General features: G+C 49.2%; 21 protein-coding genes and 2 tRNA genes. 9 read left to right on the top strand and 14 right to left on the bottom strand.

Annotation, left to right across the window (positions count from 1 at the left end):
- Positions 1-12: 12 nt before the first annotated feature.
- The gene (locus tag LKI20_RS04170) at positions 13-726 is read left to right on the top strand and encodes a DUF4190 domain-containing protein (RefSeq protein ID WP_291770294.1); all 714 of its coding nucleotides are present in this window, start codon (positions 13-15) and stop codon (positions 724-726) included.
- A 182-nt stretch (positions 727-908) separates the two neighbouring features.
- Here LKI20_RS04170 and LKI20_RS04165 read toward each other — a convergent pair whose 3' ends face one another.
- From LKI20_RS04165 to LKI20_RS04125, 9 genes are all read right to left on the bottom strand, one after another.
- Positions 909-1,499, bottom strand: a complete 591-nt coding sequence (locus tag LKI20_RS04165; RefSeq protein ID WP_291770292.1) for a signal peptidase I — start codon at positions 1,497-1,499, stop codon at positions 909-911.
- A gap of 37 nt (positions 1,500-1,536) precedes the next feature.
- Positions 1,537-2,277 carry a hypothetical protein gene (locus LKI20_RS04160; RefSeq protein WP_291770287.1) on the bottom strand — a complete coding sequence of 247 codons (741 nt, stop codon included), beginning with the start codon at positions 2,275-2,277 and terminating at the stop codon, positions 1,537-1,539.
- Between the two features lie 149 nt (positions 2,278-2,426).
- Positions 2,427-3,107 carry a hypothetical protein gene (locus tag LKI20_RS04155; RefSeq protein WP_291770284.1) on the bottom strand — a complete coding sequence of 227 codons (681 nt, stop codon included), beginning with the start codon at positions 3,105-3,107 and terminating at the stop codon, positions 2,427-2,429.
- Positions 3,104-3,817, bottom strand: a complete 714-nt coding sequence (locus tag LKI20_RS04150) for a hypothetical protein (RefSeq protein WP_291770281.1) — start codon at positions 3,815-3,817, stop codon at positions 3,104-3,106. The genes LKI20_RS04155 and LKI20_RS04150 overlap by 4 nt, the downstream gene beginning before the upstream one ends.
- A 119-nt stretch (positions 3,818-3,936) precedes the next feature.
- Entirely contained in the window at positions 3,937-7,752 is a 3,816-nt protein-coding gene (locus LKI20_RS04145) for a GH32 C-terminal domain-containing protein (RefSeq protein ID WP_291770278.1), read from the bottom strand.
- 231 nt (positions 7,753-7,983) lie between these two features.
- Complete coding sequence (locus LKI20_RS04140; protein WP_291770276.1) at positions 7,984-9,072, bottom strand: substrate-binding domain-containing protein; 1,089 nt, start codon at positions 9,070-9,072, stop codon at positions 7,984-7,986.
- Between the two features lie 87 nt (positions 9,073-9,159).
- Positions 9,160-10,383: a sugar ABC transporter permease gene (locus LKI20_RS04135; protein WP_291770273.1), complete on the bottom strand. Its 1,224-nt coding sequence runs from the start codon at positions 10,381-10,383 to the stop codon at positions 9,160-9,162.
- 84 nt (positions 10,384-10,467) lie between these two features.
- Complete coding sequence (locus LKI20_RS04130) at positions 10,468-12,018, bottom strand: sugar ABC transporter ATP-binding protein (protein ID WP_291770270.1); 1,551 nt, start codon at positions 12,016-12,018, stop codon at positions 10,468-10,470.
- 421 nt (positions 12,019-12,439) lie between these two features.
- The gene (locus LKI20_RS04125; protein WP_291770267.1) at positions 12,440-13,159 is read right to left on the bottom strand and encodes a FadR/GntR family transcriptional regulator; all 720 of its coding nucleotides are present in this window, start codon (positions 13,157-13,159) and stop codon (positions 12,440-12,442) included.
- Positions 13,160-13,341: 182 nt separating this feature from the next.
- Here LKI20_RS04125 and LKI20_RS04120 point away from each other — a divergent pair, with 182 nt between their 5' ends.
- The 7 genes from LKI20_RS04120 to LKI20_RS04090 all read left to right on the top strand — a co-directional run bounded on the left by LKI20_RS04120 (position 13,342) and on the right by LKI20_RS04090 (position 17,906).
- Positions 13,342-13,896 (top strand): gluconokinase, encoded by a 555-nt coding sequence (locus LKI20_RS04120; protein WP_291770264.1) that lies wholly within the window; start codon positions 13,342-13,344, stop codon positions 13,894-13,896.
- 142 nt (positions 13,897-14,038) lie between these two features.
- Positions 14,039-15,367, top strand: coding sequence for a GntP family permease (locus LKI20_RS04115; RefSeq protein WP_291770261.1), 1,329 nt, complete (start codon positions 14,039-14,041; stop codon positions 15,365-15,367).
- A gap of 90 nt (positions 15,368-15,457) precedes the next feature.
- Positions 15,458-16,333, top strand: coding sequence for a phosphogluconate dehydrogenase (NAD(+)-dependent, decarboxylating) (gene gnd / locus LKI20_RS04110; protein ID WP_291770258.1), 876 nt, complete (start codon positions 15,458-15,460; stop codon positions 16,331-16,333).
- 107 nt (positions 16,334-16,440) lie between these two features.
- Positions 16,441-16,514: transfer RNA gene (locus tag LKI20_RS04105), tRNA-Asp, on the top strand.
- A gap of 50 nt (positions 16,515-16,564) precedes the next feature.
- A tRNA-Phe gene (locus tag LKI20_RS04100) sits at positions 16,565-16,637 on the top strand.
- Positions 16,638-17,083: 446 nt separating this feature from the next.
- On the top strand, positions 17,084-17,536 hold the full coding sequence (locus LKI20_RS04095) for a hypothetical protein (RefSeq protein WP_291770255.1): 453 nt from the start codon (positions 17,084-17,086) through the stop codon (positions 17,534-17,536).
- Positions 17,537-17,627: 91 nt separating this feature from the next.
- Positions 17,628-17,906, top strand: coding sequence for a hypothetical protein (locus LKI20_RS04090; protein WP_291770253.1), 279 nt, complete (start codon positions 17,628-17,630; stop codon positions 17,904-17,906).
- A 717-nt stretch (positions 17,907-18,623) separates the two neighbouring features.
- On the opposite strand, the gene LKI20_RS04085 is transcribed toward LKI20_RS04090, so the two are convergent.
- The 3 genes from LKI20_RS04085 to LKI20_RS04075 are packed head-to-tail and all read right to left on the bottom strand — an operon-like array spanning position 18,624 to position 20,768.
- Positions 18,624-19,145 (bottom strand): low molecular weight protein-tyrosine-phosphatase, encoded by a 522-nt coding sequence (locus tag LKI20_RS04085; RefSeq protein WP_291770250.1) that lies wholly within the window; start codon positions 19,143-19,145, stop codon positions 18,624-18,626.
- A gap of 20 nt (positions 19,146-19,165) precedes the next feature.
- On the bottom strand, positions 19,166-19,840 hold the full coding sequence (locus tag LKI20_RS04080) for a dihydrofolate reductase (RefSeq protein ID WP_291770247.1): 675 nt from the start codon (positions 19,838-19,840) through the stop codon (positions 19,166-19,168).
- 52 nt (positions 19,841-19,892) lie between these two features.
- On the bottom strand, positions 19,893-20,768 hold the full coding sequence (locus LKI20_RS04075; protein ID WP_291770245.1) for a thymidylate synthase: 876 nt from the start codon (positions 20,766-20,768) through the stop codon (positions 19,893-19,895).
- A 240-nt stretch (positions 20,769-21,008) separates the two neighbouring features.
- Here LKI20_RS04075 and LKI20_RS04070 point away from each other — a divergent pair, with 240 nt between their 5' ends.
- Positions 21,009-21,422 carry an OsmC family protein gene (locus LKI20_RS04070; protein ID WP_291770242.1) on the top strand — a complete coding sequence of 138 codons (414 nt, stop codon included), beginning with the start codon at positions 21,009-21,011 and terminating at the stop codon, positions 21,420-21,422.
- Positions 21,423-21,673: 251 nt separating this feature from the next.
- Here the strand turns inward: LKI20_RS04070 and LKI20_RS04065 are convergent, their stop codons facing one another.
- Together LKI20_RS04065 and LKI20_RS04060 are read right to left on the bottom strand one after the other, a co-directional pair.
- Complete coding sequence (locus tag LKI20_RS04065) at positions 21,674-22,744, bottom strand: universal stress protein (RefSeq protein ID WP_291770239.1); 1,071 nt, start codon at positions 22,742-22,744, stop codon at positions 21,674-21,676.
- 193 nt (positions 22,745-22,937) lie between these two features.
- Positions 22,938-23,696, bottom strand: coding sequence for a C40 family peptidase (locus tag LKI20_RS04060; RefSeq protein WP_291770236.1), 759 nt, complete (start codon positions 23,694-23,696; stop codon positions 22,938-22,940).
- Positions 23,697-23,789: the final 93 nt, after the last annotated feature.

The raw sequence follows: 23,789 nt of genomic DNA, 5'->3' as shown, positions 1-23,789 counted from the left end.
ACACTTTGCCATATGACCGATAATTTTGGCAATCCACAAGATAATGCGCCGCAGCAGCCGACGTCTGACTCGTACAGACAGAGTTCCTATACTCCAGGCTCACCGGCTCAGAATCCAGAAAACCCTGAACCATCACCGTATGCCCCTCAGCAACAATATGGACAGTCTGCACCGTCGACGCAGCCCTATTACAGTCAGGGCGGAGAGCAGTACCAGCAGCAATCTTCTCAAACTGCAAATGATCCCCGATACGCGAACCAGAATCCGTATGCGCCTAAGCCACAGCAGCCTTATGTGCAGCAATCGTACAGTCAACAAGTCTTTCCGCAGCAACCATACTATGTGCCTAATCAGGCTTATGGGGTGTCACAAAATGCACCTTGGAATGTCATGGCGATCGTTGGTTTCGCTCTCTGCTTTGTTTTTGCACCTGCCGGATTAGTGATTTCCATTATTGCCTTAGTACAGATACATAAATCCCGCGAACGAGGCAATGGTTTTGCTATTGCCGGAACAGTCGTTGGAGGCATCTTCACAATCATTATTGCGATATTTGTGGGATTGCTTATTTGGGGCATAGGTTTGGCAGCATCTTCAGATTATGACTACTACAGTGATCCTTCGTGCAGCAGCTCAAGTGGTTACGGGTGCTACAGCGACGAATCTGACACCATAGATAGTGCGCTGCGCACATATATCGAATCGCCGAATTCGCAGCTTAAGTAACTGCTATAACAATACTTTTCAGTTGTGTAGGGATTTTTAGGCTTACCCGAAGTATCAGCGTTGAAAAATGGCGGAATTCCGCACTCGATACTTACTATATGCGCCTAAATCCCTACACAAATGGAATCGCAACCCGTAATTGACCATGCGGACATGCATATATGAACGAGTTTGTTAAATAATTAGCTATTTATTGGTTTTTTGGTATCTTTTGGCACAATAATTAGCAACATTATCAGTGCCACAATCACCACGGCTAAGGTAATCAACCCAGGCAAAGTACGCATCCAGACAATGGCGTATCCAATACCAGAAAGCGCTATCCACATACGAGGAGCTGACTCAATAAGCACTTGATGAGGGTCGCGTGCAATATTGGCGTCACCCTTCAATATGAAAGAGCACCGCTCCCCTGCGCAGTCGCCTGCTTCGATAATTCTATGAGTCACTAAACGCTGGCTTCCACTGCGACTGACAGTAATAACATCTCCCAGTTTAAGAGATGTAGCCGGTGTTTCGATAGAGAGAATCAACGACCCCACAGTGATTTCCGGTTCCATTGAACCGGAAATCACCACCATAGGCCGCAATCCAAACGCCGCCGCTCCTATAAACAACACTATTGATATCACACCAATGCACGCCATAACGGTGAGTAGCATTGATCTCAAGCGGAGATAGATGCGCACAACAGGATTGTTGCGTGCCTTCGGCATGGTACCCATCCCAGTATCGACGACATCCGTCATTACTGCTTTAATCCCGTCACCCATAATCTACTCACCTCCGCTGCACTGCTGATAGAAACGTTTAGGCCACAGATTCACCGGTGAATTGCACCTGAATATCCGCGCTCCCACCAACGAAATCTGCTAGATCTGCCGCGTCATCCAAGGCGACCTTCACCACTACGAATGTTGCATTACCGGCGCCGCTGTTATACAGCACATCAGCAGAACCATCGTATGCAGCCAAAGGTGTTGTATCACCAATCAATTCGACCGGCGTGCTGCTAGTATTTTCGCCGGTTAGTGAGACTGCTGTTGAAAAATCTCCGTCGTCATCGCAGGCTGCGAGCGGAGTATCGGTCATGCAATGCGATAGTTCCAGCGCTTGAATAAAAGCTTCTTTAGCATCGAGAATATTTTGATCGCTTTCAGCAGCTTCACTGGTCGATTGCACTTCTTTGAAATTCATACTCAATGTAGACGCCCAGTCCTCGCTGGCATTGCGTACCGGAATCACGAAGGTCAATGCATCGCCTGGTTCCATGGATTGCATAGCTAAAGCAAATTCGGTTTCATTGGTGATGTTTACACCTGCACCTTCCTCATCATCACCTTCCACCCATGCCACGTCGTCAAGGGCAGTCTCTTTAGTTATGCTGACCTGAATGTTGTAATCACTGGCTGGCGCAAAACCATTCGCTCCAAGATTCACATTGGCAAAATCTGTTAACGTTGCAGCTGTAATCAGGGTAAATACTCCAAGTAGTGCACCGGCAGCCAGCAGTCCGCGCTTCATACCTGGTCGTTGTAAGAATGACATCATTGTCCCATTTCTCTAGTTTGCTTGTTTGCTTGTTTGCTTGTTTGTTTATCTGGTTATCTGTTTATTCATGAGTTGAGTGAGCTCAATAAATTCACTCGACACTAAGTGGAATCCATCGTGACATTTCAGCGCTGAGCAAGCGCTGATTGTTATTGTGCTGTTGTCTCCTTTCTCTGCAGCCTTCGATGTACGATCGCGAATACGACCCCTATTAATGTCAACGTCGCTACGCCAAGAACTCCCATGGCTACTGATATGCCTGTTCTTCCAAGCAACTGCGTATCATCAGCAATACTTGACTGCTCTTTTGCCAAATCTTGAACTGTAAACATCCACCGGATAGAGATACGCCGGCCTCTAACTTCATCTCCAGCATCACGATTCATATGTAGTGCTGCAGTCAATATGCATCCGTTATCAGAAGCGTGTGGGCATTCGAAGGAAAACTGCCGAAGCTGGCTGAGCGATACACCAGAAGCAACAACATTCGCGGAGCCTTGTGACTCGTCAATGATGTCAACGCTCACCCACCGTTCAACTTCGCTATACACATCAGTAATCTCGATAATCTGGAAAGTAATATCCGACGCGTCATAGATGACCGCTCCGCTAGACATACGCCATTCGACTGACTCCCCTGGTAACGGCATATCAATACTCAGTGATGCATCCATTCGGTCATCCTGCGCATAGGCAAAGTCCGTGTAGTCATATGAGCCCAAAGCAACAAGGCTTAATGACAAACACCCCGTTAATACTGCAAGGACTACGCAAACAAGGATGTGAAGGAACGCCTGAATATTTCGCAAAACAACTCGTAACAACCTCATCGTTGTACTCCTTCGAACAGCAACTGAGGAATTACTCTTGCTCGCCGCTGTGTGACGGAGTTGTCACTGAATACCTCTGGCCTGAGTGCAACACCCACATGGCATAACATCACGTCCTCGACGTTGAGAACCCGAGTTATGCTCAACCCTGTCATGCTCTCCAAATCGCTTCCTGGCACTTGATCTAGCAAGGTCACGCCGTCGCACTCAAGAGAAAAAGTCGTATGAGTAAAGAGATTCACAGAAGAATCTGCACGATAAGCATCGCGTATGCTAACTTTCAAACTCCCAGATGCTGACTGTGATGTGTTCTTGACCAAGACTGAATTCCATATGGTTGTTCCAGGAATTAGGAGCGCTGAAGCTTCTGGAACATCCACGATATAAGGTTCAGCTGTCCCTTGTTCCCAATCACTCACAGCACTACTGTCAGGGTTCCAATTCACATCAGACGAGCCACTAACCATAATGTCGAAAGAGTCTAAACCGAGCGCAGTAATGATTACATCACCGAATACTCGATATGTGGAATTGGCGATTGAAACTCCTGCTACACCAGCTAATGCCCAGAGTACAACGATTGTTACCCACGCTAAGGGGGTTGAAATTGTTTGATATCGGGCTCTTATCCGTTGAAGCAAGCCAAGCAATCGGGTGAATACTTTGCCATCTTTGTGCACATCGTGCTCTTGATGTTCTTGAGCTGACATCGTATGTACCTCCAATCTGCTCGGTTTGGCGTTATCGAAACATTGGTTTTGCCGCATCATTCACCAAGCGTGAGATACTCCGCAAATCATGCGGCAAAGTAACCGAACGCAACAGGACACTACAAACGAATTACCAGAGCGTTGTAGGCATCCATCAGATCGCAGTAAGCCAGATCAACCGCATCTTGTGTTGCTAGACCGTTCGATTTAACACCGTTCGCAGCCGTGAGCAAGGCATTCATCGGATCCCATGTAGCTGCAGTGAACTTTGCCTGTTTGGCTTTTTTCGCCAAAGTAATCATGGTATTCAGCTGCGTTTTGCTCACTGGTGCACCATCCACTGCATTGCTAATCACCACACTGAAACGAGTGGTAATAGCCTTCTTCGATCCAAGAAGCGATATCGTCAAAGGCTTTGTACCAGCAGTGGCAGCGCTGAAACCGATAATCTGATACTCCGAGGCTTTCAGCACACGAGTGCTGTCATCCTCCAAAGTCGCGGTTACTGCCAGACCCGTCGTGTCGAGAGCAAGCATTCCCTGCGCATAACTACGTTTCGTTGGCAGCGTGGTTATTGCGATGGACTTCACCGGCGAATCACTTGGCTCAGGTTCAGGTTTGACTGCTTCGACGGTAACTTGAAATGCCGTGGTGACACTTCCGTCCGCTTTCAATTTCACGGTCACATCCCTCGTTCCAGGCGAGCTGAAATCGAAGTCGAAATCATACTCCGAAGCTTGCAATACGCGCTGGGTCCCGTTCGACAATTCCGCCGTGACTTCAAGACCTGTTGCATCAATCTCGGTATCGGTGTTCTGGTAGATGGTTTTTGTCGGCTGCGAAGTGACCGCCATGGAAGACACCGTAGCCTCGGGGAGCTGATTGTCCGCCCAGATACCTTGCAGGGGGTAGATGTTCACATCTGCCTCTACGTTCCCGTTTGCCGCCCAGATGTTCAGACCTTGCCATGACTCGTCCGGCAATACCTGGACGGAAGCAGCCATCGTGTAATCATCAGCAAAAACCTCGACTGATGAACGGTCCACGAAGATATGCAGAGTAACTCTTCCATCCTCCGCAGGCTTCACGGATACTTGCTGCGCATAATCCTGGAAATTGTCCGAAACGTACATGGCATGCGCATTCTCACGATTTACCGCAAGCGTTTTCGTTGACCAGTTGTAGGTAATCGAGGTGCCGTTGTTGAAGTCGTCACTCATCAATACGACGACACCCGCCTCGGTGGCTCCTGCTTGTGGGGTGAGTTTCACAGTCATTTCGTACTGATTGCCCGTGAATCCTGCCATGACGTTCGCTCCGCCAGGAACAACCCTGTATTGGCCTGATTTGGCATGAACTCCCATGCGGAGCTCCTGATAAGCGTCAAGCGGCGTGCTGGTGAGCAGATACTTGCCGCTTGCATCCTTAGTCAAACCCATCTTGAGTTGTAGATCAAAACTGCCGTTGAAGTGCTGGCCTGAGTTCACCAAAGCCTGCGCTACCTTATTGCAGTAGTCCTCCCAAGTGTTCATCCATTGGATGGCGATGACCTCTGGATTGGCTTCGCTTTCGACGAATTCACCTTGGTAATAGGTCTGTGCCGCATAGGCGTCGCGGGCAAGATTCATCACCCCGTTGGCATCGTTGTCGGCATATTGCGAGTCTGGAACAAATGCCCACTTGCCTTCGACCTGCTTGAAATCACCGATTTTGTAGGTACGCCCACCACGACTGAGCACCCACTTGTACACCGTGGTATCACCATCGTTGAAGGGCAGCATGAACAAATCAGGGCATTCGGTATGCAAATCGCCGTACAGCGTCTCGGGCTGCCAATCGACAAGATTTGTTGATGAATAGATACGCAGTGGCCCGCCGGCAATCACCATGAACCAGGTGCCCTGATAACGGAAGACCTTGGGATCACGGAAATCCTTGCTGTTCAGGCCGTCCTCGGACCAATCCTTGACGATGCCCTCGTGCTTGGTCCATGTATCGCCATCTTTGCTGGACGCCACCATGACGCGCTGCCCGTTGCCATCCGTGGTGATGATGGCCACCAGACAGTCTTGTGTATAGCCATCGCCGCACAGTCCGGAAGCATTGCCTGCATCCACGACGGCACTACCGGAAAACATCGCCCCGTACTCATCAGGATAGAAGGTGATGGGCTGGTCCTCCCAATGAATCAGGTCGGTGCTCACCGAGTGCGCCCAGTGCATCGGGCCCCAGACCGTGTCGTTATAGAACTGGTAGAAGAGGTGGTACTCGCCGTTGAAGTAGACCATACCGTTGGGGTCGTTCGCCCAGCCCTCCTTGACGGAGTAATGGTATTGGCTGCGGTAGGTCTCATCGTAGTAGTCGACGTTCGGGTCATACCTGTGAATCATCAGGCGATACACGAGTTTGGCACCGTTATTGTCTGTTTCGATGGTGAAAACGTTCTTGCCAACGGCAAGAGGAAGATTCGTGAGCTCGACCGGCTCTCCGCCCGCATTTCTGACCGTCACCGAGGTAGCGGCATTCTTCACCGGAGCAGATATATCGATATTGCTCGTGTCGGCACTGACATATTGAATGTAGACGTACTGGTTGTCGTCAAAAGGAGTGGGCGCTTCGGCAGTGCCAGAACCATTCGCAGCGACACCCAGCCCGCTCAACTGCGGTGAATTTTGCTCGGTAATAGCTTGATACGTCAAGTTGGAGTAGCTGACATCACCGTTGAAGGTCAGCAGTCCTATCTTGCCTTCCAAATACGCGTCATTCTGACCGAGAATAGTCATCCCCACACCGGCATCCGCCGCATGTTCCACACCGCGAAGCAGATAGTCGGCCGTATTGAAGGCCAACACTCCATCGATGTACACCACGACGTGTTTGCCGATGGTATGCACAGCGATGGTGTAGCTGGGCTTTCTTTCAACATCCAGTTCGGTTTGCAAATCAATGGCGTTGCCGTTCTCGAATTTGAACAAGCGAGCCTTACCGCTGTCGTAATTGATATTGGCGGCGTAGGAACAATTCCCGCTCGAACAGGAGTCAGTCACTCCCCCAGCTGCACGAAACACCATCGTTGCCGCACCGCGAGGTTGGTTGAAAGTCACGGTCGAGCTGTACACACCATCGGTGAAGGTGTCCGTATCCGAATACAGGAAGGAATCATGCAGACCAGTGCCTTCGAGATTGGAGATGCCCCGAATACCGTTTTCCGCGTATTCCCAATATCCGCTACTGTAAGTGAAATCACCGAGTCCGGTGCCGTTGGAGCCTTCTGGCGAATGCGTACCGGAGCCAGACAGTGCACGGTATTCGACATTGCTAAATACGGCACCCGACTCCCAAGTCAGCAGACCCAGAGTGCCGCCATTCCAAGAGCTGCCGTTGGCAGTAAGATCGCCCGAGACCTGATATCCGTTACCCAATTCGGCTCCGGTGTTACTAATGGCGTAGTTGAACTTGCCGTTTTCGCTGACCTGCAGACGAAGGTGCACGGAGCCATCGAAATTCAAAGCGGACCAATCACCGCCCGGCACGACCCACTCCTGAAGTGCCTGTTCGGGAGACACTCGGAATACACGGGATTTGTTGGATTCGGCGTCCTTATCGAAATTCGCTGCATACCATGTGCCACTCCCCGGGTCACTGGCATTCTGCACGCCGAATAGCAGTGCAGCACTGCGACTGCCTTCATCTCGAAGTACTACATCAGCCTCGTAGACGAAAGCTTTGGCATCCGATGGACTTTCATTCCATGTTATGAAGTGATCACCGTTCTGCTTAGGAACGGAGATCTCGTTGTTGCTTGCGGTCATTAAACTGCCGCTCGGTCGCTCAGTAAAGTCCGTGGCCGTCTGCGCCGTTGCAGTGCCCACGAATCCGGCTGAAATGCATAAAGCCGCAACACCCGCCATCGCAGATGTCATGAAGCGTTTCATTCTGTTGTTCCTTCCGATACCACTGATGTTGTTCATCGTTGAATAGCAAGTAAGCTCGAGGAGGATTGCCAGGCCATCGACTTCATCGTGGCCTGATGGGAGGGGAAAGCCGGAATACATACCTGTGATACATATTCCGGCTTGTTGTTACAACACTGCTGCATACGGACGAGACCACGTCCATATTTCAATCACCGTTTGATGCAGATAGTTGCTGCCAACTGACAACCCCTACTTCAGCAATGCCAAACGGTCGGCATCGTCAGCAAAGACTTCCTTGGCATTGTCTTTGGTTACCACAACCGGCGAAAGCTCGTAGAGCGGCACATCGATGGAACCGTTGTCGGCTGTGTCGTCGGCGGTCGGCAAATCCTTGCCTGCCTGCAATGCCTGAATGAGTTCGACGCTCTTGGCGACCAGGGCATCGGTCGGCTTGGCAACGGTTGACCATTGCTTGCCTTCCCATATCCACGTCACCGATTCGTTCTCGGCATCCAGACCGGTGACCACGGGAATATCCTGACCAGCCTGCTCGCAAGCGGTCACGATGGCTCGTGCGATGCCGTCGTTCGGCGAGAGCACGCCGTCGATTTTCTTGTCGGAGTAGTTGCCCGAGAGCAGAGAATCCATGCGCTGCTGCGCCTTACTGTTATCCCAGTCGGGAGTAGCGACCTGCGTGAACTCAGTCTGACCGGAAACCACGGTCAGCGTACCGTCGTCAATCTTTGGCTGCAGTACGGACATGGCACCCTTGAAGAAGTTCGGAGCATTCGGATCAGCCGGTCCACCGCCGAAGAGCTCAATATTGTAAGGACCATCGCCCTTCTTAGCCTTCAGACCTTCAAGGAGCGACTCTGCTTGCAATTCGCCAGTTTTGATAGAACCAAACTGTACAACGGCATCCACAGCATCAGTATTTTCAATAAGCCGGTCATACCCAATAACCGCAACACCAGCTTCTTTAGCTTTGCTGAGCACAGAACCGAGTTGGGTACCATCAATAGGACCAACGACAATTACCTTAGCTCCTTGCTCAATCATTGCCTCGATTTGTTGCTGCTGCTGAGGTACCTTTTGGTCTGCAGCTTGAATGAGGGGCTTAAAACCAGCGGCAGTCAGCTGATCGTTGAACATGGTTTCAGCTTCTTTCCAATTCTGTGTGCCAAGCCACGGCAACGAAACACCGATCGTTGCATCAGCAGCGAAACCCTTTTCTCCCGAGACAGTTCCGCTATCTGACCTGCTGCTACCTCCGCAAGCTGCCAGAGTGCCTACTGCTACAATCGCTGCAATTGCTGTAACTACTTTCTTAACCTTCATCTGTCTTCCTTTCTGTTCTACTGCTGTTGCTTTGTGCTTTGTATTGCTGCCTCGTCATTGAGGAGGCAATACAACGTTCTGCTGTGGTCACTTGTCCTTTTTTTGGAAGGATTCCATGATTTTCCCGATGATTGATGGTCGTCCTTGTTGCTTGTTCAACGCATCAATCGCCACTGCCAGCAGCAGCACCAAACCTTTAATGACCTGTGTTTTGTCAGCTCCCACACCCATGAGCATGAGACCAGAGTTCAACACCGCAATCAACACACCACCGACCATCGTCGCCATAATGGTGCCGACACCTCCTGAGACTGCAGCGCCTCCGATAAATACTGCAGAAATGGCATCAAGTTCCCAGTTGGTACCATCACCAGGTCCTGCTGCAGTCGCACGCCCCAAAAACAGCACTCCGGCAAGAGCTGCAAGGAATGACATATTCGCCATAGCAGCAAAATAAGTTCTCGACACATTGACTCCGGAAAGCGCTGCAGCCTGCTTGTTACCACCGACTGCATAGATATGACGGCCAAAGCGCGTGCGTTCCGTGACTATGTGGTAAATCACAATCAGAGCAACAAGAACTAAACCTGGTATAGGGAAGGATGTTCCTGGGCGGCCTGAACCAAAGAGCCACGTTACATAGGCGATGGCAGCGCCTCCTCCGATAACTCTGACTAGCATTGGCCACATAGGCATTGTTGCAGTATTTGCTTCGCTCTTGGTCTGCTGATATTTGGTGATTTGTGACCAAGCAAGAAAAGCTATAGCGATCAGCCCAAGAAGCAGAGTCGAATTATTCATATTCGTCCAGCCTGGACCCCATTCGGGAAGATAGCCTGCGCCAAAAAACTGAAGTTCTTTAGGTGCTGGGACGGAAATCGAACCTGAGAGCCAGATAACTGCACCGCGGAAAATCATCATTCCGGCAAGTGTTGAAATGAAGCCTGGAATCCCCATTTTCGAAAGCCAAAATCCTTGCCACGCGCCAATAGCTAACCCTAAGGCAAAGCCCAGAAGCACTGCGATATACCATGGCAAGTGCAAGTCTCTTGCGGAAATAGCCACCACCATGGCCACGAATCCTGCAACAGAACCGACTGACAGATCAATTTGCCCAATAACGATCACCATCAGCATGCCTATCGCAAGAATTAACACGTAGGCATTGCCTGATATGAGATTTTGCATATTCGATGAGGTCAACATTCTGCCTCCCGATATGACATGGAAGCCAAGCAGTAATACGAGCAGCGCCAACACCATAGGTATTTGCCGCAAATCGTTGCCGAGAACCTGTTTCAGATATTTCATGCGAAGGTACCTCTCTCTTTCAACAAATCGGTTGGGGCAGATTGCACTGATACCCCGAAAAATGAACGCGAATCTTGGGGGCGACTAAGCCGCAAGGGTGGTGGTCATCATGCGCATCAGAGATTCCTGATCAGCATCTTTGGTCTGCACTTCTCCAGAGATATGACCCTCACAAATGGTGTAGATTCTGTCGGTCATACCCAGAATTTCTGGGAGCTCAGAAGATATGAAAATGACGGCTTTGCCTTCGTCTGCTAACTGATGGACGAGTTTGTAAATCTCGTATTTTGCACCAACGTCAATTCCTCGGGTGGGCTCGTCAAGAATCAACACATCAGGATCAGGGAACATCCACTTGGAAATCACGACTTTCTGCTGGTTCCCTCCCGACAACGTGGATACCCCAACGTCGACGGCATGAGCCTTAATTTTTAAGCTCTCGCGATATCGTTCAGCGACGGTACGTTGTTTGGAGAAGTCAATGAGATTATGCGTCAAAATTTTGCGCATATTTGCAGAAACTGTAGTTTCTTCGATGCTATCGAGCAGATTCAGACCCAGCAGCTTGCGATCTTCTGGCACATATGCAAGACCGTTTTTAATAGCTTCACTGACCGAGTTAAATACTGTGCGCTTCCCGCGAATGGTGACCGAACCACCTTTGTATATGCCGTAATTTTTGCCAAAAAGAGAACGAGCCATTTCGGTTCGACCAGCGCCCATCAGACCGGCAAAACCCACGATTTCACCTGCACGAATTTCAAAGTTAATGTGGTCGCAGAGCAAACGACCGGGAACGTTTGGGTCTTCAACCGTCCAATCACTGACTTTGAAGATAACGTCCCCCACCTTCGACTCGTGCGTTGGATAGCGATTATCTAGTGATCTACCAACCATGGCCTTAATAATGGTGTCTTCGTCAACATGACCATTCTCAACGGCAATCTCGCCTACCGTCTTACCGTCACGAATCACCGTGATAGCGTCGGAAATCTCAGCGATCTCATTGAGCTTGTGCGAGATCATGATGCAGGTTATGCCTTTACTGCGCAGTGAACGCATCAGATTCAGCAGATTTGCTGAGTCCTCTTCATTCAGAGCAGACGTGGGTTCATCGAGAATCAATAGGCTCACGTTTTTTGACAAGGCTTTAGCAATTTCCACGAGCTGCTGTTGACCTACACCAAGATTTTTAATAGGTGTGGAAGGATCGGCATCTAACCCTACGCGGGCGAGAAGATCGCTAGTACGAGTTTGCGTGCCGCTCCAGTCAATAAGCCCAGCTGTAACTAGCTCATTCCCGAGGAAGATATTCTCCGCAATCGAGAGTTCAGGGATTAACGCCAATTCTTGGTGAATAATGACGATGCCTGATTTCTCTGATTCCTTTATCGAATGGAACTTGGCAACTTTGCCTGAAAATACGATGTCTCCTGAATACGTGCCATAAGGATATACACCAGAGAGCACTTTCATCAGCGTTGATTTTCCAGCGCCGTTCTCTCCGCAAATAGCGTGGACTTCACCTCGTTTCACTTTCAAGGTGACCTTGCCAAGTGCGCGCACCCCGGTAAATTCTTTCGTGATGCTCTGCATTTCCAAGATGTTGTCGTGTGTTGAGACATTACTGCTCATCGTCTACTCCTTTCCGGCTCATCCTCGAGCTGGAGTGCACAGAAGGAAAGGTACTGCGGCATATAACCTCGACCACAGCAGAAGTAATCAGTTCAGCTGTGAACCCATTGCTTCATAACCTATTTTTTACTAAGTGTTAACTATGCTAATACATTAACTACGTTATGTAAAAACTTCGACACTCCGTTGATTTTCAACACTCCCACTGCACCATATTGTTGCGACAATCAAGCAATACGTGTCGAAGGCAGCGTTTTGACACATAGCCAAGTAGGAGAAAGAGAAAGAAATACTGATGTCACACAGCACAATTACCAGAGGTGCAACTCAGAGATAAGCAATGCTACGTGAGCAGCGACCTGGCAAGGAACAGTACACATAAGCGTAGCTGCACAAAAGCATATTTACAGATCAAGCATATTTACAGATCATTTGATACGGCAGCATCGACCTCATCGACTATACGACGCATACCTTCTCGTGCTGTTGCAGGCTCACCGTGCAGTACTCCGTCAGCGACTTCTTGGTGGGCATCTAAAGCTTCGGGGGCAGGTTGTTGAGGATACATTCCTATTTCAACTCTTCCTCGAAGAATCGTTGAAACGATGTCCGAAAGTCCTGCAAATAACTCGTTGCCGCTATATTTGAGCAGGAGTGAATGAAATTGGATATCGAAGTTATGGAATTCTTCCAAATTTCCTTGCTCCCCTGTCTTTCTCATTTCTACAGCCAATGCCGCCACTTTGGCTTTCACCTCTATAGGAGCATTCACTGCGGCTCCTGCAGCAGCTGCAGGTTCCACCGCAAGCCTCAACTCTGTGAGAGAGATGAGTTGTTTTCTACGCTGATTTGAGTGAAGTTTCCAATTGACAACTTGTGGATTTAACGCGGCCCAATCGCCCACTGGTTGAGCTACGATGCCCAGACGTTTTCTGACCTGCACAGCATCAACGGACTGGAGTTGTCTCGCTACCTCCCTAGCAACGGTCCTAGAAATCGAGAAACGTTGTTGAATCTGTTCGAGTGTCATTGACTCACCAACAATCCAACGCCCCTCGATGATGTCAATAGCCAATTCTTGCGCCACCGGCATGTGCATCAACACCGTCTGAGCAGGTTCTCCATCTCCAAAGTTCGCCATAGTTATGAGAGTACCAATGAGGCTTCATAATGTGATATTGCTCATTAAGTACTCTTTTTAATTTGATTGGTACTCTTTATTTGATTACTATGTGAGGTGTCAAGCAATTCGGGATGTAGACATTACGCAATATCCCGACATCGTACAAACTGCAACGACGCAGAAGGCAGGTAAGAACAGTAATGGTCATTCGCACAAATGAGAATAAACGTCCGGTTCACGTTGTGGTGATGGGCGTGGCAGGGTGTGGCAAATCCACAGTCGCTGAAGCCATCAGGGACCAGCTCGGCTTCACTATGGCTGAAGGAGATGATTTCCATCCCAAAGCAAATATCGAAAAAATGTCGCACGGCATTCCCCTCACAGATGAGGATCGCCGCCCTTGGCTTGAAGTAATTAACCGGTGGATGCTCGGTCGACAAACACTTGGAGAATCCACAGTGGTTTCTAGTTCAGCGCTCAAACGCTCATATAGAGATATCCTGCGCAAAGATGTTCCAGTGTTTTTCGTGCACTTAGTCGGCTCACAAGCACTCATACAGGATCGTCTAGCTCACAGAAAAGGGCATTTCATGCCCCCAGCACTCTTGCCAAGTCAATTCGCCATACTCGAAGCTCTGCAAGCTGACGAACCTGGCATTGAAGTGTCCATTGAAGGAAGCCAGCAGGAGATGATCGATCGAGCCATTCAAGCTGTACAAAAACATGCCTCTAAGGAAGAGTCCTTGGTCCGTTGAGTACCCTCAGCCTCATTGCCAGATATCGTTCTTCAACAGCGACTAGACACACGCAAGTTGAGATGCATGCCAATACGAATCAGGCATTGGCATGCAATCAAAGCAGTCTCAAACAAATCATTGAACACAAAGGAGTGATTCTATGAACCTCATAATTGCCGCATTACTCGGCATTTTGGTGATTGTTATATTGATTTCCGTCGTCAAGCTACACCCATTCTTAGCATTGATGCTGGGGTCCTTCGTTATGGCTGTATCCGCGGGGATTAGTTATGACAAATCCTTTACTAGTTTTACCGACGGACTTGGCTCAACCGTTTCAAGCGTAGGCATTCTCATTGCTTTAGGTGGCATCATCGGTACGCTACTCACCGTATCGGGCGGCGCTGATGTCATCGTTGACACAATTTTAAGCAAAACACCTTCACACCTGCTCCCTTGGGCCATGGCGCTCATCGCCTTTGCTGTAGGTATTCCACTGTTTTTTGAAGTGGGCGTGGTCATTCTGATACCAGTGGTGATTTTTGCCGCACATAGGGCAAACAAACCTGTCATCCTTCTGGGAATACCAGCCTTAGCAGGCTTATCAACCTTGCATGCTTTTCTCCCCCCACATCCAGGACCATTGGCTGCAATTAGCGCTCTTCACGCTAATCTCGGCTTAACTCTTGGACTTGGTCTGTTGGTCGCTATACCAACTGTGATTATCTCGGGTCCGTTGCTCGCAAAACTCATGGTTCGTTGGGTGCCCATCATGGCTCCTGAGGATACTAAGGTAAAGGAAACAGCAGAGTCTCAGAGCAGCAAACCGTCATTTGGTGCAGCTTTGAGCGTTATATTACTGCCTGTGGTGCTGATGCTTGCAGGTAGCATCATCGATCTCACAGGACAAACGGGCAATCCTGTTGGAAAATTCTTCGTGTTTATTGGGCAGCCTTTGGAAGCGCTACTTATCACCACTCTCGTCGCGATGATCGTACTGGGTACGATGCACGGTGCAGGGCGTGACAAACTCAACTCAATCGTAGGCACGTCGATTGGCTCCGTGTCTGGCATCCTCCTCATTGTGGGAGCCGGCGGCGGCTTCAAACAAACTCTGGTTGATTCAGGCATCGGTGATGTGATTGCGCAAGGTATCTCTAGCTCGTCGCTCAATCCCTTAATCGCAGGATGGTTGGTCGCCGTGCTTATTCGTGTTGCCACAGGCTCTGCAACAGTCGCAACCGTAACTGCATCGGGTATCATGGTGCCCCTTGCAAGTGGACTCAGCCCAACTCACCTGTGCTTGCTAGTGCTAGCCATAGGAGCAGGCTCAGTCATCTTCTCCCATCTCAACGACGCTGGATTCTGGATGGTTAAGGAATACTTCGGCATGAGTGTTGGGCAAACATTCAAAACCTGGACATTGATGGAAACCGTGCTCTCTGTTATCGGATTAATCTTCACCCTGCTACTTTCACTGGTCGTGTAGCAGTTTGACGACATCACATAACAAGCGTCACATCAATCGTCACAACATGTGTTATTACCAGTGACACCACACAACAAGAAAGAAGGCACTATGCAACTGGGCATGATTGGACTAGGCCGCATGGGCGGCAATATGGCTTCTCGAATCCGCGAAGCAGGACACACCATTGTGGGCTATGACCGCGCACCCGACTCGGGGCGCGATGTTGAATCACTCGAAGAGTTAGTTGAGACACTGCAAGCCCCACGAGTGATCTGGGTGATGCTACCCGCAGGAATACCTACAGATTCGACCATAACTGCGCTCAGCACTTTGTTGTCAGCTGGCGACTTAGTCATTGACGGTGGCAACACGAAATACTCGGATGACGCTCCTCATGAGCAAGAGCTTGCTGCGCATGGCGTGCACTTCATGGAGGCTGGTGTCTCTGGCGGCGTTTGGGGCCCAAAGAATGGCTATGCGCTGATGGTTGGCGGCAGCACAGAAGATTTCGACATAGCCCTGCCATTTTTTAATGCTCTCAAGCCCGAAGGAGATGCCGGGCTCGTACTCGCAGGTCCTGTTGGTGCCGGACACTTTGCAAAGATGGTTCATAACGGTATCGAATATGGGATGATGCAAGCTCTGGGTGAAGGGTACGCAACCATGACTCATAGCGACCTGATCGATAACCCCACAGAAGTCATCGACTCATGGACTTCTGGAACAGTCATCAAATCTTGGCTGCTTGATCTGTTGGCTTTAGCTCTGAAAAAAGATCCCAACCTTGCTTCAATGCCACCCGTAGCAAATGAATCAGGCGAAGCACGCTGGATGGTCGATGCAGCTCTTGATCTTGGCGTTCCTGTCCCTGCAACAGCAGCCGCACTCTTTGCTCGCCAAACTTCGCGTGGTGGCAGTGATGACGCGCTCAAAGTTGTCTCTGCACTTCGCGGGCAATTTGGCGGCCATATCACTGAAAAGTAGCCAAAAAGAGATGCTAACGACACGCCGAAATCGCATCATATCGGCACAGAATTTGCATGTCGCGCAGTTTCTTGTAAGATATCCACTTGGCTGCTTTTTGTAGCCACGGCCCCGTAGCTCAGCTGGTTAGAGCGCCGCCCTGTCACGGCGGAGGTCACCGGTTCAAGTCCGGCCGGGGTCGCTTGAGTAGTAATTGGAACCCGGTTCGCCGGGTTTTTTCAACTATTCATTGGCTCTGTAGCTCAGTTGGTAGAGCGAGCGACTGAAAATCGCTAGGTCAGCGGATCGATGCCGCTCGGAGCCACTGGAAAGAATCCCTCACATCACGAAAGTGCTTATGTGAGGGATTTTTCATATCATCACCACCCTTGAAATATGCATACAGATCGAGTGCCTTCAGCAGCTATGTTTTTACGAGCCCTTTCTGTTTCAATCTGAATTGAAATGTGCACATGTGAGACCTTTCATAGGCATATCCACACACTTTCTCACCAGTCCTCCGCTTATAGCGGCATGATGATTCGTTTGTGTAGGGATTTATCTGCAGACACCCCTGCTTCAAAGTCGTAAAACCGCGCGATTCCGCCAATCTAAAATTCGAGAACCCGCTGTTATCAGCGAAAATCCCTACACAAACGAAAACTGCTCGCAAGTGAATGCATGTTTCGCGTTCACAACTCTCCCAACAGGTACATATGCACTTAATAATTCTCAAATACTTCTTCAACAATCATCAAATAGAGCAGGCATATGTTGGTATCTATCAAGATTGCTCGTAGCCACTATCTATCAGCTATGTACGAGACGACGAGGGAATATGAGGGAAAGAAGATGGATGACTTGGCCATGACCGTAGAGGATCAACACGTCGTTAGCGCAATGTGGGCTAGACACCTCTTTCAACAGCAGGAAGAGATACGCGCCTATCAAGCTCAACATCGCAGAATCCGCATGCCTGGGATGATTCTGGGATGCATCTTTGCTGCTGTCGGCATGCTCAATATAGGAGCTGGAAGCTCCGTATTCTTCCTGTCAGCAGGCACTGACGAAGGTCTGATGCTGGTCATTGTTGGCCTTGCAGTCATACTGATATCAATCCCCATCAACCTCATTATTACCAAATTGAGACGCAACAGTCTTGAGACACAGCATTTACAGCCCAGTCGACCACAGCTTCAGTCGCGGAATCAATCAACTGACTAAGCACGCAATCAATCAACAGGATTACCAGGGCTTCTCGGCTGCACCACAATCTCAACATCCACAATCGTATTATCCGAAAGGCAACATCATTATGAGTAATGAACAATCATTCTTTGAGCGAGCATATGACAATATGCAGGAGGATGCGAAACTCCAACATGAAATTGACAAAGAAAACTTCGAAGCCATAAAAGGCTCCGAGAATGAAGACTTCAAAGAATTCCGTGAAGCTAAAGGGTTCAAGGCCAAACTCGGAGTACTGCTGAACCACGCTGAGCGCGATTCACAGTCAATCCGAGAAGATCAGCGTGAAGACTATAGAGCTATGCTCAAGCAAATGCGCGAAGACGCAAACTCGCATATACACTAAAGCGCGCAATAACCACATACACATCTCCACAGAACAGTGCGATATAGCCTCAACGTCTGCGAACCCCTCATACGTGCTATATCGCGCTGTTTTCTGTTTAGCAGTGCGCACACGGTACTTGCTAAACAGAAAACAGCAGACAACCATACTCAGCAAAAGCATTACGAGACGGCACAGAAGCTCCTATAGTTCCGACTGACTGAAAACACTATTACTGCCGTACGAACTGCCCACAGCGGGTGCCTTGAGAGGCTTTTACAGCACTGGTGGGTCCATCCTGGCACCGTCGTGCTCCCCCACTTGTAAACTCTCACAAACCCAGCAATGGAACCGAGAACCTTCTCCTGGTATTCGATCTGAAACAGGTATGCGCTTGCCAAACGGACATTCATCGTCATCGTGGTAAAACTTCGAACGCAAACCATTTTCAACATAGAACGGATTACACTTCATCGTGATCCACCCCCTTTGGCTACATACCGCTAGTCTACAGGAAAACGCCAAGTCATACAGGGTTTGTGTGGGGCGGTCGCGAGGCATGAGTGCACCTGCACATCTAGCGCTGCTGCTTGTGGCAACAATCACATGGGTGGATTAACTGATGCAAGTCAGATTACGACTAGCTCAGATATGACCCAATAGCTGAGCTAGCACCAGTGATTGCATCAGTTCATACGGCGGTACTCACGCCGGCACCTGCATGAAAACTCATAACAGCTATATCTGTTTAGATACCCAGTCAACAATATATGGTGCAGCCTGTTCTATCTGATCAATAGCAAGCTCGAACTCTTCTGGACCACCATACCAAGGGTCAGCCAAATCGAGAGCACTCTCATGAGTTTTCCCGAGCTGAGCAATCTCAGGAACAAAGCTCCGATACATGTGCACAGATTGACGTTTTTCTGTAGGGAGAAGTCGCAGCAATGAGCGCATATGCGCAACTGTCATTGGCAGCAGTAGATCGGACTCGATTGCTTCTTGGTGCGTGATGCGGTGAGCAAAATGATGCTCTGGTAATGTATATCCGCGCTCTAATAATACTTTGCGTGCGCGTCGATCTATCGGATTACCGTACTCTTCATCGCTCACACCACTCGAATCAACAATTACTGAGTCTGTGCCGATGCCCTGTTTTGCGAAAAAGTCAGCAAGCACAATTTGGGCCATTGGAGACCGGCAAATATTGCCTGTGCAAACGGTCATAACCACATAAGGTTTGGATTGCATATGTCTCATTCCTTAAAATGCCTTGTGGACTATTGGGCTTTCACATAGTTCATGAATCGGAATCGACGAACTACAGCACTGTGCTTGTTGGGGCTACGCCACTCACCAGATTCACTAATGCGCCATAGTCCTGCATCAACGAGTTCAGCAATATCAGGCGCATACGTATCAGCTTGGACTGCTGCATCAATCACAGTGACAAAAGCTTTATCTGCTTGTGAGATGACATCATCGAAAAGCTGTGCTCCCCCGATAACCCAAATCTCAGAACGGTCCATACCATCGTCTGGTATGGATTCTTGGCGGGCAATCTCTAGAGCCGCTTCAATATCATCGACGACTGTGGCGCCTGCTGCTTCATAGTGCGGCTGGCGAGATACAACGATGTTGTCCCTATTGCTCAGCGGTCTATACCGTTCTTGCAATGATTCCCAAGTTTTACGGCCCATTATCACTGGGTGTGAAATAGTGAGCTCTTTGAAACGCTGCAAGTCCTCAGACAGATGCCAAGGCATGGACCCTTCAAAACCGATCGCACCGTCACGACCGTGAGTGTCATGGGCCTGAGCCCATATGAGATTGACTGAATATGGTTTTCTCGGAGTTATTTCCGAATTGTCCCATTCTTCTTCGTCATCGGCATGCCCGGTCCTACCGGGCTTAGGTTCGTGATAGCCGCTACGACTGCTACTGTCATGCTCCATCTAAACAATTACTCCTTATTAAACTGTGTCGAAAAGTATTGTAATGATGCCCTCAGACCGCAACCGGAGCCTTGATACTGGGGTGGTGTTGATAGCCCGAAACAGTGAAATCTTCGTATTGGTAATCGAATAATGAACCAGCCTTACGCAACTCCACAGTCGGATACGGATAGGGTGCTCGCGACAGTTGTTCAAGAACCTGATCGATATGGTTGTCATATATATGGCAGTCTCCTCCGGTCCAAACAAACTCTCCAGGTTCAAGACCTGCCTGTTGTGCAATCATCAGAGTGAGCAAGGAATACGAAGCTATATTGAATGGCACGCCCAGGAACATATCGCAAGAACGCTGATATAGCTGGCAACTCAATTTCCCATCAGCTACATAGAACTGGAACAATGCGTGGCATGGGGGCAGAGCCATATTCTCAACCTCGGCGGGATTCCATGCACTAACCACCATGCGCCGAGAATCTGGTTGCTTCTTGACTAGATTCAGTACGTTTGAGATTTGGTCAATGGTTCTCGCGGGGTTATCGGCCGTCGGCGCAGGCCAACTTCTCCACTGCACGCCATACACCGGGCCAAGCTCACCCGTCTCTGGGTCAGCCCATTCATCCCAGATATGAACGTTATGTTCTTGGAGCCAGCGGATATTACTAGAACCCTTCAAAAACCACAGCAGCTCGTATGCTAAGCCTTTGAAAAATACCGTTTTCGTGGTCAGTAGTGGGAAAGAATCATGAAGATCGAAACGAATCTGCTGGCCAAATAAGGAAATCGTTCCCGTACCAGTTCGATCTGACTTCAGTGTTCCTTCAAGAAGGATTTTACGCACCAAGTCTTCGTATGGCATTGGAATGTTAGTGTCCGGACGCTGGGGAATCCTAGAACGAATATCAGCCAACTCTTGTTCTGTTAAAGCCATGATGTCTAATCTAACGCATTCTTTGACACTCAAGCGATTCTTAGCCTCCAGCTCATCACTTTTTCACACGTTCAACGGCACCCTGACTCTCAATCGGAATCGAATACTACAACAACCGAGCAGCTGTGAGAAGAATTCTCCTTTTGACGATGTTGGACACTAGATTGGAAGAGTCAGGATGTGACCGACACATCTGCATGGTGAATGACTAGATATGAGTCACACAAGTTTGGAGGAGTCATGGGCAAGAGGCTATGGGTTGAACGCAATAAGGATGGTTCTTGGGATGCTTTTTCTGAGGACGGAGCCCATCTGAAGTTCGGCAAAGGTAAAGGAGTCTTCACACCTGGCGATTTGATTAAAATCGCTCTCGGTGGTTGTGCAGCACTGTCCAGCAATTTTGCCGTTGAAAGTGTGCTCGGCAAAGGTGCTGGTGCCCACGTGGTTATTGATGGCAACTACGATGCCGAGGACGATACATACCTTGCTTTCACTGAACAAGTCACGGTTGATGCCAGTGATGCTGATCTCAGCGATGAAGATGCCGAAAAACTCAAAGAACGCATGACTCGCCACATTGAGAAGTCATGCACGGTAAAGCACACCTTAGAGCGCGAAACCCCAGTACGCATGCAGGTTACTGTCCGCCACTAAACAAAACGGCCGTCTGCAACAGCAGAGACCGTGGATGCGACGTTAAATTGCTTCTTAACGTCGCATCCACGGTCTCTTTTTGTTTTGTGTAGGGATTATTCCTCAAACGGGCCGTAGCCAGTCCCGCCGCCGAACGTCAAATGGCGCAACAGCAAGGATCTCAGCACTGACATCCGCAGAAGCTACTTGGCAAACCCTACACAAACGTAGTTTCGATGCCTCACTGCACCCCGAATAGCCCGAACGAGCAGCTATTCAGGTTTCTTCTCACCCTCATCTTGACGCAGAGGATCGATTATGGTGTCGATATCTCTAGCAAGCTGAGCATCTGCTGGCGGTATATCAACTTGGTGTACTCCACTAATCTCTTCCAGAGACATGATCGGCACATCTGCAGGCGAATTAGGAGTCTTACCAGACTCGGATGCCTCAACATATTTGCGAGGAACAACATATACAGGACTTACTGCATGTTGTAACAAACCTTGGCTGGTGGAACCGAGTAGTAAGCCTGTAAAGCCACCTCTACCACGAGATCCGACAACCACGACATCATGTTCGTGGCTCGCCTTCGTTAACGCTTGCACAGCTGATCCAGGAACAATGGACTTAAAGATGCGAAGTTCAGGATAAGCATTTTGCAAAGGCTTGATTCGCAAATCCAAATCTTCCATATACGATTCCATGATGCCATGTTCTTCATCAGAATCTGAACCCGTCAATCCATCGATGCTAGGTACAGCAAGCATAACGTCCAGCTCAGCACCCCAGCTATTGGCAAAAGCAGCGGCAATCTCCAAAGCTTTAATACCCCAACGCGTTTCATCTGAACCAACAGCGACCCTAGTAATCGTGTTGTTCAAATGCATCAATTTTCCGTCATCATCGGTATATGGCACCACGATGATTGGGCAGTATGCATATGCGGGAAGACTCGAACTGGTGGTTCCCAACAGACGCTCAGCCAAGCCGCCCTTGCCACGGTTGCCAATCACAATGAGATTGTAGTTCCTAGACAGCTCAACAAACACAGAAGCAGGATCGCCTGTAACAATCAACGTGGTGGCTTCCACGCCTTGTTCATCAGCGATGGCTTTGGCCTTTGACAATATCTCCTGAGCATCGTTATGTGCAGCCTTATCATCACCAAGAGCGGTGTAGGTGGCATCGAATGACACCGCCGCATAACTTGGCAAAGAATAAGCACAGACGATTTGTAACGTTAGTCCTGCATGCTTAGCATAGTTCGCTGCCCACCATGCAGCTTTATAACTTGCATCCGACCCATCAACCCCGACGAGTATGGCCTTATCATTCACCATGACGACCTCCCTATGGTCTTTGAATAGTGCAGCTGAGCGCTATTCACCCACTTAATACAATAGCGCGGCAAGCTTAGTGAGAACACTCGCTTTAGCTATACATACGCATAAAACAGTACAAAAAAGCACGCGCAACCTTGAAAATCAAGGTCTACACGTGCTTAGATGCACAGTTAAATTTGGTCTTGAGAACTCACATTACGCGTCGAATGGAATAACCACCCGAGAATGCATACTGAACTGGTGTATATGCTGTGCCAACAGAAGGCTTCAAAGCATTAACTACCATGCCATTACCAGCATAAATGCCGACATGGGTGCTGTTAGCAATAAGATCTCCAGGCTGGGCATCCGCCAAGCTTGCCACCGCTGTGCCAACACTGGCTTGCGCGCCAGATGTGCGCGGCAGAGAAATACCAAAATGTGCAAAGACATATTGTGTAAATCCTGAACAATCCCAACCACTAGTGGGGCTTGATCCTCCATACACATATGGAGACACCCCAACAAACTGATTAGCATACGACACTATTGCGCTAGAACTGGCACTCACTGTTGACGTGGTGGTGGTTGTAGTGCTCGTCGTATCGGTACGAGTTTGATTACGACTTGCCGCTGCCGATTGTGCTGCAGCCTCAGCGGCTTCAGCAGCCGCCTGCTCCCGTGCTGCTTGCTCTTGAGCAGCCCGCTCTTCTGCTTGCTGTTCCGCAGTAGATTTCGTTTTCGGCACACTCATAGTGCCGAGGCCACCCCAGTTTGATGTTTTTTCAACATCAACCGATTTGGATTCTGCGAGCAGATCCTTCTTGGTCTTGTTGATCTTCGGGAAGGAACGCGAAGATGTGACACCATCCTTATCGGCCGCATTTGCCATAGGCGCGGTAAAGGAAAGTAGTGAACCTGCGACAGCAACCGCCGCAAGAATAACAATATGCTTTCGTATGGTCTTCATCAATCCCACACAATAGCATATGAATCTTGCAAGACTGCTTATCGCCCACCGAAATTATTAGACGAAGCTCTGTAATTCGGGAACTACAGCACG

It is taken from the genome of Bifidobacterium sp., assembly GCF_022647885.1.
GTDB lineage: Bacteria > Actinomycetota > Actinomycetes > Actinomycetales > Bifidobacteriaceae > Bombiscardovia.
The sequence above is the reverse complement of the archived record's forward strand: the minus strand, read 5'-3'. Positions and strand labels throughout refer to the sequence as shown.